This is a genomic window from Shewanella sp. 6_MG-2023, assembly GCF_030547195.1.
In the GTDB taxonomy this organism is placed as follows: Bacteria; Pseudomonadota; Gammaproteobacteria; order Enterobacterales; family Shewanellaceae; genus Shewanella.
In genome coordinates this window covers 79200-91768 of sequence record NZ_JAUOQU010000020.1, presented here as the reverse complement: position 1 = coordinate 91768, position 12569 = coordinate 79200, and the positions used below count along the sequence as shown (strand labels likewise).

The window sequence follows — 12569 nt, the reverse complement described above, 5'->3', positions numbered from 1 at the left end:
GCGCTATCGGTTTTCATCTGGTTCGCTCTTTTCAGTCGATGACGCTGAAAAGCCAAGGCACTTATAAACCAGAGCCTTACTGGTTAGCTTGTACAAAAACTTCGCGATCGCGAGTTAAGCAGATCACCCCACTCTTTATTGGTAGAGAAGGAGCATGAACTTTCTTTGCACTGCTGCATCATTTACGGTGGCCATTAGATCACGTGATTTCGTCGTCTTGTGCCCTTGCTTCGCGGGGCAGACCCTGCCAACTCATCTCTAGCCTACGCCTCATATGATGTTCTTGTTCATCAGCTCGCCTGTTGCCGATAAAAAAGTGCTAGCGGCTTCCTCCAGACCAATCCTCGCGGATAAGCCCTTGCCATTCGCTAGTAGTTAACGTTTAATAACAGTATGTTATTCTCTTTTAGAAAGAGTAACGGTGATCTTCCTACAGAGGACTTTCACCTCATTAGTTCATGCCCATGCTGGGCGTTATATTTCTAGGAGAACATGTGCTCAATCGTGCAGCCTTAATATTAAGATATAAACAACCCGCAGTTGATTGGGTTAATAAAGCAGATCCATATAACTCCCCAGGGTTGACACTAGATTCAGCTAACGAAGATTTAAATGTTTATCTTATCTCAAACGAAGACTCTGATGATCCCGAGTCATTACAACGATGGATTAAGTTAAACTTAGATTTACTATTCATTGACGAATTAAGTGGGTGGTATACTGATGAATCTCTGTGGCCAAAAACTAGAAATATGAAACTTTTTAATAGTTGGTTCTCTGTGGAGTGTCATACAGTTCTCAATGACACAGTAGGTACACCGTTCGTTGACGACGAAATATAACAAGAATTTAAAGCGGGACTGCTAACAGTTTGCTCGGTTTCGCTTCGCTACACATTTTAGCAAACAAATTTTTAGCCCCTTAACGTGGGCGTTAATTCATCGAAATTTTAATCTGAAACTCACAGATAGAGTTAAATGTCTAACGCGTTTCTATCCAGAAATGAGTTAGCAATACTCTCCACACAAGTCCCATCCAATAAAAAGGCGACCATTTGGTCGCCTTTTTGCTGTTAACTCAATCTAGGTTAAGTGAAGCTTAACCTAACTTAACCCGTGCATTGCGGAACATACGCATCCATGGGCTGTCTTCGCCCCATTCATCTGGATGCCATGAGTTGGCAACGGTTCTGAATACTCGTTCTGGATGCGGCATCATAATCGTCACTCGGCCATCAGTGGTAGTTAATGCGGTAATCGCATTTGGCGAACCATTGGGGTTTTGTGGGTATTGGGTTGCTATAGCGCCATTACCGTCAACGTAACGCAGTGCCACTGTGCCTGTCGCTTCAGCGGCGGCTAAGGCTTCAACTGACTTAAACTCAGCGCGGCCTTCACCGTGTGATACTGCGATTGGCATACGTGAACCTTCCATACCTTCAAAGAAGATTGATGGGCTCTTTTGTACTTCAACCAAACTCGCACGTGCTTCAAAACGCTCCGAACGGTTACGGACAAAGTGTGGCCAATGCTCACTTCCTGGAATGATTTCTTTCAGGTTAGATAACATCTGACAACCGTTACATACACCTAATGCTAGCGTGCCATCACGTTCAAAGAACTGTGAGAACTCACTGCGAGCACGGTCGTTAAATAAGATTGACTTAGCCCAACCTTCACCTGCGCCCAGTACATCACCGTAAGAGAATCCACCACAAGCCACTAGGCCTTGGAATTCTTCTAGGTTAATGCGACCAGATAAGATGTCAGACATATGCACGTCGCGGCTTTCGAAACCTGCGCGATCAAAGGCTGCTGCCATTTCAACGTGGGAGTTAACCCCTTGCTCACGGATAATCGCCATCTTAGGTGCGACACCTTTTAAGATAAATGGCGCGGCAACGTCTTCGCTTGGGTTAAAGCGTAAATCAACTGTAAGACCTGGGTCTTTGGCTTGCTGCTTAAGTTCAAACTCTTCTTTAGCACATTCAGGATTGTCACGTAGTGACTGCATGCGATAAGTGGTTTCAGACCACATGGTGCGCAGTGCTACGCGGCTGTCACTAAATACTGGCGTCTGGCTATCAACGATAGTGATTTGATCATCTTGGGTTAGCTTGGCAATATATTGGCAAGACACGCCCACGGCAGCGAACTGAGCTTGAATGTTAGCTGAATCAGCTTTAGACACCTGAATAACCGCGCCTAACTCTTCATTAAACAAGCGCTCAAGGTCTGTGCCTTTAAGTGCTGCTAAATCAATATTAAGGCCGGTATTACCCGCAAATGCCATTTCCACTAGTGTCGTGAATAAACCGCCGTCACTGCGGTCATGATAAGCAATGACTTTTTGAGCAGCGACTAATGGCTGAATCACTTCAAAGAAGCTACGTAAGCTTGCTGCATCATCTAAGTCTGGCGCCACATCACCTAACTGGCTGTAAACTTGCGCTAAACAAGAACCGCCTAAACGGTTTTGACCATTAGCCAAATCAATCAGTAACAGTTCTGTATCGCCTTTATCAGTGCGAAGCTCTGGAGTCACAGTGTTGCGAATGTCTTTGACCACACCGAATGCAGTGATAACCAGTGACATTGGTGAAGTAACAGCTTTATCTTCACCGGCTTCGTTCCACGCAGTTTTCATCGACATTGAGTCTTTACCCACTGGGATAGTTAACTCAAGTTCAGGACAAAGCTCTTCACCCACTGCTTTTACTGCTTCATAAAGACCGGCATCTTCACCTGGGTGACCTGCTGCCGACATCCAGTTAGCTGATAATTTAATATGCTTGAATGAACCAATATCAGTACCCGCAATGTTTAAGATTGACTCGGCGACGGCCATACGAGCTGAAGCGCCAAAATCAAGTAATGCTAATGGAGTACGTTCACCAATAGACATGGCTTCACCGGCGTAGCTGTCATAACTTGCTGCAGTTACGGCACAATCAGCAACAGGAACCTGCCAAGGTCCAACCATTTGGTCACGGTTAACTAAACCTGTTACCGAGCGGTCACCAATGGTGATAAGGAAAGACTTATCGGCCACAGTTGGTAAATGCAAGATGCGCGATACCGCTTCTTTAAGGTCAATATTAGCGGTTTCGAGCGCTGAAAACTCAGCATTGGCAGTGACCACATCGCGGCTCATTTTAGGTGCTTTACCTAATAAAACCTCAAGGGGTAAATCAATTGGCTTGTTGTCAAAGTGGCTATCTTCAAGGGTGAGGTGCTGCTCTTCAGTTGCATCACCTACCACAGAAAACGGCGCACGTTCACGCTCACAAATTTTCTTGAAGGTTTCTAAATTCTCAGGTGCCACAGACAGAACATAACGTTCTTGAGATTCGTTACACCAGATCTCAAGTGGGCTCATGCCCGGCTCATCAGATGGTACGTTACGTAAATTAAACAATGCGCCTCTGTCGGCATCATTCACCAGCTCAGGGAAGGCATTTGATAAACCGCCCGCGCCCACATCGTGAATAAATTGAATTGGGTTATCGTCACCCATCTGCCAGCAACGGTCGATCACTTCCTGACAACGACGTTCCATTTCTGGGTTTTCACGTTGTACAGAAGCAAAATCTAAGTCTTCGCTTGATTGACCAGAGGCCATTGATGACGCAGCGCCGCCGCCTAAACCAATGTTCATTGCAGGGCCGCCAAGTACAATCAGCTTAGCGCCAACAGTAATTTCGCCTTTTTGAACATGATCTTCACGAATATTACCTAAACCACCAGCAAGCATGATTGGCTTGTGGTAACCGCGTACTTCAACACCGTTATGGCTGGCAACTTCTTGCTCGTAAGTACGGAAGTAACCCACAAGGGCTGGACGACCAAATTCGTTATTAAATGCTGCGCCGCCTAATGGGCCTTCAGTCATGATTTCAAGTGGCGTTACAATACGGCTAGGTTTGCCGTAGTCGCCTTCCCATGGCTGCACAAAGCCTGGGATTTTAAGGTTTGATACGCTAAAGCCTGTTAAACCTGCTTTAGGTTTTGAACCGCGACCGGTTGCGCCTTCATCACGGATCTCACCGCCTGATCCTGTGGCAGCGCCCGGATAGGGGCTAATTGCTGTTGGGTGATTGTGGGTTTCAACCTTCATCAACACGTGCATTGGCTCGGTGTGATAGTTATAAACGCCATCTTGATCAGGGAAGAATCGACCGGCAACAGAGCCTGTCATGACAGCGGCATTATCTTTATAAGCTGATAACACGTTGTCTGGGGTGACTTCGAAGGTGTTTTTAATCATTTTGAATAATGATTTAGGCTGAACTTCACCATCGATAGTCCAGTCTGCATTGAAAATCTTGTGACGACAATGCTCTGAGTTTGCTTGAGCAAACATCATTAGCTCGATGTCGTTAGGATTACGGTTTAAGCGCACAAAGTTATCAACTAAGTAGTCGATTTCATCTTCTGCTAGCGCTAGGCCTAATTGCACGTTTGCCACTTCAAGGGCGCGGCGACCTTCAGCTAAAATATTGATGCTTTTGAAGGGCAATGGCTCAGTGCGTTCAAACAATACTGATGCTGCGGCAAACTCAGGTAAAATCACTTCAACCATACGGTCGTGGATTAAGCCTTTCACTTGCTCTAACTGCTGCGCTGTTAATGATGCTCCTGCAACATAGTAGGCAATACCGCGTTCTAGGCGTTTTACTTTGCCTAAACCACAATTTTGGGCGATGTCAGTTGCTTTAGATGACCAAGGAGAAATCGTTCCAGGGCGAGGTGTTACAAATATCAATGATCCTTCTGGAGTATGAGATTCAATTGCAGGTCCGTAGGTTAGAATGGTTTCAAGTTGCTGATATTCTTTATCATCAAGCTTGTCACTTAAATCGGCTAAATGGACATACTCAGCATAGATTTGCTCAACAGGAAGCGCTGCTGTTTCACAGGCCTCCATAAGCTTTTGAACTCTAAAAGCTGAAAGTGCTGGGGCTCCGCGAATGATCTCAATCACGTCAATTCACCTTATTAATTATAATGGCAGGGTAAGAATTGGCGCTATTATAGGGAATCACACCCTATAAATCACCCACCAAGGCGCGTGAGAACAGTGTTTCCCGTTAACGAAAACAATCAATTTAAATAACACATAAAAGCGCTTAAAATTTAAGCGTTAATTCGCGATTAAAAGCCAATTGTCATTTGGTTTTCTTTAATCAATTCAAACGTATATTTTACTCAGCTTGAGCCGGTTTCTAGGTGAAATAGCAAACTACTGCTAAAATATCTAAAGCGCTGACATTTTTTAAAACGGTATTATATTTTCAGGCTCAACATTGAATAGTGCACAGTGCCTAATACCAATAGCTTACAGATGGATATGACCAAACTTTTAACGATTATTTCATTCAGCTTTTTACTGGTGGCCTGTGAGCCACCTAGGTTTGAAGTCACTGAATTTGTTGAAACCTCCCCCAAACGTACCGTCTTAAAGGTAGGGACGCTTTACGGCTCGCAAACCTACCTCAACTCAGATCTTGGCGAGAGTGGTTTTGATTATGAAATGGCGGCAAAGTTTGCAGCGTATCTTGATGTGCCATTAGAAATGGTGCCTTACACCCACAGGCAGCAGTTATTCGCCGCTCTGCGAAATGATGAAATCGATATTGTTGCCGCCGCAATTACCACTACCCAAAACCGTCGTGAACAATTTTTACTGGGGCCAGCTTTATATGAGGTCAATCAAGTATTGATTTATAAAACCGGCACTCAAAAGCCAAGAAATCTTGATAATCTGAGCGGTGATATTTATGTCATCTCTGAGTCTGCGGCGGTGGATACATTAACCAGCTTGCAGCAATCACACCCAAACCTTAAATGGCAGCAAGTGTATGACAAAGACAACGAAGAATTGTTTTCTTTGGTGGCGAAAGGCGAGTTGCTTTATACGGTGGCAGACTCTAAAAGTCTACGAATAAATCAACGCTATTTACCTGAGTTACGGGGCAGTATCGTCCTAGATGATAAAACTGACGTTGTATGGTTATTGCGCCCCAATGGCAGCGACCGCTTAATGGGCTCGTTATTGTCGTTTTGGCATCAGCAAAAACGGAATGGCACCCTTGAGCATTTAAATGAAAAGTATTTTGGCCATGTTAAGCGCTTTGACTATGTTGATACTCGCGCGTTTATTCGCGCTATTGATAATGTGCTACCTGAATACCAAGCCTTATTTGAAAAACATGCTGGCGATCTCGACTGGCGTAAAGTGGCCGCCGCCGGTTATCAAGAGTCCCATTGGAACCCTAAAGCGCGCTCACCCACTGGCGTTCGCGGCATGATGATGCTCACCCAGCCAACGGCAAGCTCTGTGGGGGTGGATAACCGCCTCGATGCAGAACAAAGCATTCGCGGTGGCGCAATTTATTTGCAAAAAATGATCGATCGTTTACCAGCATCAATCCCTGACAGTCAGCGTATTTGGTTTGCCCTTGCCTCCTATAATGTGGGTTTAGGTCATGTGGAGGATGCCCGCAAAATAGCCCAAGGGATGGGTAAAGATCCCAGTGCATGGCGAGATGTCAAAGAGGTCTTGCCACTGCTGCAACAACGCAAATATTATCAACATACTCGTTATGGTTATGCTCGTGGTAATGAAGCGGTTCACTATGTGGAAAACATCCGCCGATATTACGACACCTTAGTGTGGGTCGATAGTCAAAATAAACAGCTTGAACTTATGCAGCAACAAGCAGAAAATGACACCACAGGCCAAGCTAAGACTTCAGCCAATGATGATAAAAATCCAGAAGATATTGTAAAATCAGCGGCGCAATAAAAACGTCACTTACTGGCTTTACACTGTCTAGGGTAACTTTTTAACCATCACCTTTATGCTAGTGAATGCAAGTAAGGGATACGAATTAGCAAATGGGGATTGTGAGCTAACCCAGTTTTAGATTTACAGCGAACCGGGCAGCGATGGTTTGTTTTCGAAAGTGATTTATGCTCGCTTTAACTAATATAAAACCTCACCAATGTAGTAAGGCTTAACATGAGAAGAAACACTAATAACAGCGCTCGTCGCCGTAATGCTATCAAGCTTAAACAACGTAAAATGCTTAACCGCCAGAAATTATTTTTCGCCTTTTTGCAGCAACAAGTCTGATTGCTGTTTCAGTAACTTTTTAAGTGCTTTTTTTTCTTCTCTGCGACGTTTAAAAAAAGCACTTAATTGCCCAGCACACTCGCTCGCTAATACCCCAGACGTCACCTCTAGCTGATGATTAAAATCAGCATGTTGAACTAAATTAACCACACTGCCAGCGGCGCCGGTTTTTAAATCATCTGCGCCAAATACCACTCGTTTTATTCGGCTATGCACCATAGCGCCAGCGCACATGGAACAAGGCTCTAGGGTGACATACAAGCTAGTGTCTAACATGCGGTAGTTTTCAAGCACCTGCCCTGCGGCGCGAATACATTCAATTTCAGCATGGGCTGTGGGGTTATGCTCGCAAATACTTAAATTAAAGCCACTAGCAAGCAACTCATCATCTTTAACCAAGACTGCGCCCACGGGCACCTCTCCTTTGGCTTCTGCTAACCTGGCTTGCGCCATTGCTACTCGCATCCACTTTTCATCAATAGCTGTTTGTTCAGCGGTCAGCTCGGTTTCAACTAATTGACCGAGTTGATTGATCTGCTTATTAACCAGTTTATTCACTGGCTCAGAGCTAGGCTCAGTTTCAGGCTTGGTTTCAAGATCGGCATCAATGATAGGATCTGCAATGTCAGTAGATGTTGGCATGGGGGCTCGATAATTCATAAAGCTTTAGTTGTAAAAAATAGCTGTAAAACAGTTAGATTGAATTAGATAGTTTAAAACAAAAAAGACGCCGAAGCGCCTTTTTGTTTATTCAGCAATATCTAAATGGGTTATTCCCATTCAATGGTTGCCGGTGGCTTACCTGAAATATCGTAAACCACACGTGAAATACCATCGATTTCATTAATAATGCGGTTAGATACACGACCTAAGAAGTCATAAGGTAAATGTGCCCAGTGGGCTGTCATAAAGTCGATAGTTTCAACTGCGCGCAGCGATACTACCCAATCATATTTACGACCATCGCCCATAACGCCGACAGAACGAACAGGTAGGAATACGGTAAATGCTTGGCTGACTTTGTTGTAAAGGTCAGCTTTGTGCAGCTCTTCAATGAAGATAGCATCCGCTAAACGCAGTAAGTCACAGTACTCTTTTTTCACCTCACCTAAAACGCGCACACCCAGACCCGGTCCTGGGAACGGATGACGGTAAAGCATGTCGTATGGCAGACCAAGCTCTAAACCAATTTTACGCACTTCATCTTTAAATAACTCACGTAATGGCTCAACTAGTCCCATTTCCATATCATCTGGCAAACCGCCAACGTTATGGTGCGACTTAATCACATGGGCTTTGCCTGTGGCGCTGCCTGCAGATTCAATTACATCAGGGTAAATCGTGCCTTGTGCTAACCATTTTGCATTAACGCATTTCTTTGACTCTTCATCGAAAATCTCAACGAAAACGCGGCCAATGATTTTACGTTTAGCTTCTGGCTCTGCTTCGCCAGCCATTTGCTCTAAGAAACGGTGCTCAGCATTAACGTGAACAATATTCAGTCCGAAGTGATCGCCAAACATTTCCATGACTTGGTTGGCTTCGTTTAAACGTAGCAGACCGTTATCAACAAATACACAGGTCAGTTTGTCGCCTATTGCGCGGTGCAATAGCATGGCCACAACCGATGAATCTACACCACCTGACAAACCTAAAATTACTTCATCGTTACCGATTTGTTTTTTCAGTTTTTCAATAGCATCTTCAATAATTGATGATGGTTTCCAGTTAGCAGGACAGCCACAGATCTCTAGCGCGAAGTGCTCAAGCATGCGCTTACCTTGACGAGTGTGGGTCACTTCTGGGTGAAATTGCACCCCGTAGAAATGCTTATCTTCATTGGCCATTGCAGCGTATGGGCAAGTGTCAGTTTTAGCGACAGTAACAAAACCTTCTGGGATTTCAGATACTTTATCGCCGTGGCTCATCCATACATCCAGTAATGGCTTGCCTGTTTCACTGATGGCATCTTCAATGCTTTTGAATAAGGCTGATTCCGTTTGCAGTTCAACCTGCGCGTAACCGAACTCGCCTTCGCCAACGCCTTGGATCACTTTGCCGCCAAGCTGCTCAGACATGGTTTGCATGCCGTAACAAATACCTAAAACAGGTACGCCAGCATTGAACACATATTCTGGTGCTCGTGGTGAGTTAGCAGCGGTAACGCTTTCAGGGCCACCAGCTAAAATGATGCCGTTAGGAGCAAAACCTTTAATTTGCTCTTCAGATACATCCCAAGCCCAAAGCTCACAATAAACACCGATTTCACGAATACGGCGGGCGATTAACTGCGTGTATTGCGATCCAAAATCTAGGATCAGGATTTTATGCTCATGAATGTTGCTCATGGGTTACCTTATATCTGGTTTGATCTAGTAGGTTTGCTTCAATCTCAAATGCATAATTTCAAATACATAATGAAATTGAAAAAAGGCGCTCAAATAAATGAGCGCCTTATTAATTATTAAGTGCCGCTACGATAGTTCGGCGCTTCTTTACTGATGGTGACATCGTGCACATGAGACTCGCCCATGCCTGCTGAAGTAATTCTAACGAACTCAGCTTTTTCATTTAATTCTTTAATGGTTGCACAACCAGTAAGACCCATACATGAACGTAAGCCGCCCATATGCTGGTGAATAATCTCTTTCAATTTACCTTTGTAAGCAACGCGACCTTCAATACCTTCTGGTACTAATTTGTCAGCAGCATTGTCACTTTGGAAATAGCGATCTGATGAACCTTGAGTTTGAGTCATCGCACCTAAAGAGCCCATACCGCGGTATGACTTATAAGCACGACCATTGTATAGCTCAGTTTCGCCCGGCGCTTCATCAGTACCAGCAAACATTGAACCTGCCATGATGCAAGATGCACCCGCTGCCAATGCTTTAGCTAAATCACCTGAAAAACGAATACCGCCATCGGCAATAACCGGAATATCAAGATGCTTAACTGCCGCTGCTGCGTCAGATACTGCAGTAATTTGCGGCACGCCAACACCGGTTACGATACGCGTAGTACAGATTGACCCTGGGCCAATACCCACTTTAACCGCATCAACGCCAGCTTCAACTAGGGCTAATGCGCCTTCAGCTGTTGCAACGTTACCGCCAACAATTTGTAAGTCAGGGAATGATGCGCGAGTATCACGAATACGTTGCAATACGCCTTCTGAGTGACCATGAGATGAGTCAATCAATAATACGTCAACACCGGCTTTAACCAATGCAGCAATACGCTCTTCGTTACCTGCACCAGCGCCAACGGCTGCACCTACACGTAAACGACCTAACTCGTCTTTACATGCATTTGGTTTACGTTCAGCTTTTTGGAAATCTTTAACTGTGATAAGGCCTTTAAGCTTGAAGTTAACGTCAACCACTAGCACTTTCTCAACGCGGTGAGAATGCATTAATGTTTGTACTTCATCTAATTTAGTGCCTTCTTGAACCGTCACAAGACGATCTTTTGGGGTCATAACTTGTTCAACAGTCATGGTCCAGTCAGTGACAAAGCGCACATCACGGCCAGTGATAATACCCACAAGTTCACTTGCGTCATTAACCACTGGGTAACCAGCAAAACCATTGCGCTCAGTTAATTGCTTAACGTCAGCTAAGGTTGTTGATGGATTAACTGTAACAGGTTGCTGAACAATACCCGCTTCGTAAATTTTAACTTTACGAACTTCTTCAGCTTGCTGCTCAATGGTCATATTTTTATGAATAAAACCTAAACCACCTTCTTGTGCCATCGCGATCGCTAAGCGAGCTTCAGTTACGGTATCCATAGCTGCAGAAACAATTGGGGTGTTTAATTCTATTTTTCTAGTCAGACGTGTTTTTAGAACAGCGGTATTTGGGAGGACGGTTGAGTGAGCAGGCACCAGTAGTACATCATCAAATGTTAGTGCGTCATTTCTTAATCTTAACATGCAACATCTCCCAGAAAGTGTAGGGTTTAGAAAGGGTAAATATTGCGGCGGGATTATACCTTGCATATTGGGGTTGGTAAATGGAAAATAGTCAAAAGTTCCGATTGGGTGGCCTAAATTGATGAAAAGCTCAAAAAATAATGTTTACTCCGTTTCGCGATTAAACGGTGAAGTCCGCCAGCTGCTTGAAGGAGAGCTTGGTAAGGTCTGGCTAGAGGCCGAAATCTCGAACTTTGTTTCCCCAAATTCAGGTCATTGGTATATGACTTTAAAGGACAGTCGCTCACAAATTCGTTGTGCGATGTTTAAAGGTCGTAATCAATCAGTCGCCTTTAGACCGGTTAATGGACAACAGGTTTTAGTTAAAGGCGCCATCAGTGTTTACGAGCCCCGCGGCGATTATCAATTACTATTAGAGTCGATGTTGCCTGCGGGTGATGGATTGCTAGCACAGCAATATGAGGCGCTTAAGCTAAAATTAGCCGCAGAAGGCTTATTTGCAACAGAAACTAAGCGCCCTATTCCACAAAATATCCAACGAATAGGTGTGATTACCTCAGCTACTGGTGCAGCCATTCGCGATGTAGTGCATGTGTTATCGCGGCGCGATCCGTCCATTGAAGTGGTGGTTTACCCCACTCAAGTACAAGGTGCTACTGCCAGTAAATTAATTATCGATGCCATCACTACCGCCAACAAACGTCTTGAGGTTGATGTGCTGCTACTCACCCGTGGTGGCGGTTCACTGGAAGATCTATGGTGCTTTAACGATGAAGACTTAGCCCACGCGATTTATAACAGTGCATTGCCCGTAGTGAGCGCTGTGGGCCATGAAATTGATACCACCATCAGTGACTATGTTGCTGATGTAAGAGCGCCGACGCCATCGGCAGGGGCTGAGTTGTTATCTGATGATAAAGGCAATAAAAGCCAAAAATTGACTGCAACTTTCGCGCGTTTAAGGCAAGCCTATCGTCATTACATATTGCATCAAAGCACCCAACTTGCTGAATTAAGCCACCAGCTGCAAAGACAAGATCCTAAAAGGCAACTACAACAGCTTGAACAACGTTTTGATGAAATGCAGTTAAAGCTTGAGTCTGCGTTGCAGCACAAACTGGCCCGCGCCCAAATGAGGCAACAACAATTAAAAAGCCGTTTGCAGCAGCAATCGCCAGTGCACAAACTCACCCTTGAGCAAAACAAAATGACTTATCTAAGTAATCGCTTAAAAGAAGCGATGAAAAGCCGAGTTGATAACGCCAGTAAGCAACTCAGTTACAGCGCTCATAAGCTGGAAACCGTAAGCCCGTTAGCCACCTTAAGCCGTGGTTACAGTATTACTAAAGACAGTGATGGCAAGGTAGTTGAACAGGCGAACCAAGTAAGCTCAGGTGACTTACTGGTTACTCAGCTACATCATGGTGAGATTGAGTCCCTAGTTAAATAAATAGTGAAGTAACAGTGAAGTAGAAATGAATAACCACCGCGACGC

Annotated in this window: 7 protein-coding genes; 3 read left to right on the top strand and 4 right to left on the bottom strand. The window is 44.6% G+C overall.

Translation table 11 applies throughout. From position 1 onward, the window contains the following. Positions 1 to 494 precede the first annotated feature (494 nt). Positions 495 to 842, top strand: coding sequence for a hypothetical protein (locus Q4533_RS12920; protein WP_102440604.1), 348 nt, complete (start codon positions 495 to 497; stop codon positions 840 to 842). Between the two features lie 256 nt (positions 843 to 1098). Here Q4533_RS12920 and purL read toward each other — a convergent pair whose 3' ends face one another. Further along, positions 1099 to 4980: a phosphoribosylformylglycinamidine synthase gene (gene purL / locus Q4533_RS12915; RefSeq protein WP_303502873.1), complete on the bottom strand. Its 3882-nt coding sequence runs from the start codon at positions 4978 to 4980 to the stop codon at positions 1099 to 1101. A gap of 369 nt (positions 4981 to 5349) precedes the next feature. Between purL and mltF the strand changes: the two genes are divergently transcribed. Beyond that, entirely contained in the window at positions 5350 to 6807 is a 1458-nt protein-coding gene (mltF, locus tag Q4533_RS12910; protein ID WP_102477228.1) for a membrane-bound lytic murein transglycosylase MltF, read from the top strand. A 297-nt stretch (positions 6808 to 7104) separates the two neighbouring features. On the opposite strand, the gene tadA is transcribed toward mltF, so the two are convergent. The 3 genes from tadA to guaB all read right to left on the bottom strand — a co-directional run bounded on the left by tadA (position 7105) and on the right by guaB (position 11074). Beyond that, positions 7105 to 7779: a tRNA adenosine(34) deaminase TadA gene (gene tadA / locus Q4533_RS12905; RefSeq protein ID WP_102440607.1), complete on the bottom strand. Its 675-nt coding sequence runs from the start codon at positions 7777 to 7779 to the stop codon at positions 7105 to 7107. 128 nt (positions 7780 to 7907) lie between these two features. Beyond that, a complete protein-coding gene (gene guaA, locus Q4533_RS12900) occupies positions 7908 to 9485 on the bottom strand; it encodes a glutamine-hydrolyzing GMP synthase (protein WP_076542725.1) in 1578 nt (525 codons plus the stop codon). Positions 9486 to 9601: 116 nt separating this feature from the next. Continuing rightward, complete coding sequence (guaB, locus tag Q4533_RS12895; RefSeq protein WP_303502869.1) at positions 9602 to 11074, bottom strand: IMP dehydrogenase; 1473 nt, start codon at positions 11072 to 11074, stop codon at positions 9602 to 9604. A 121-nt stretch (positions 11075 to 11195) separates the two neighbouring features. Between guaB and xseA the strand changes: the two genes are divergently transcribed. Next, a complete protein-coding gene (gene xseA / locus Q4533_RS12890) occupies positions 11196 to 12524 on the top strand; it encodes an exodeoxyribonuclease VII large subunit (protein WP_303502868.1) in 1329 nt (442 codons plus the stop codon). Positions 12525 to 12569 lie beyond the last annotated feature (45 nt).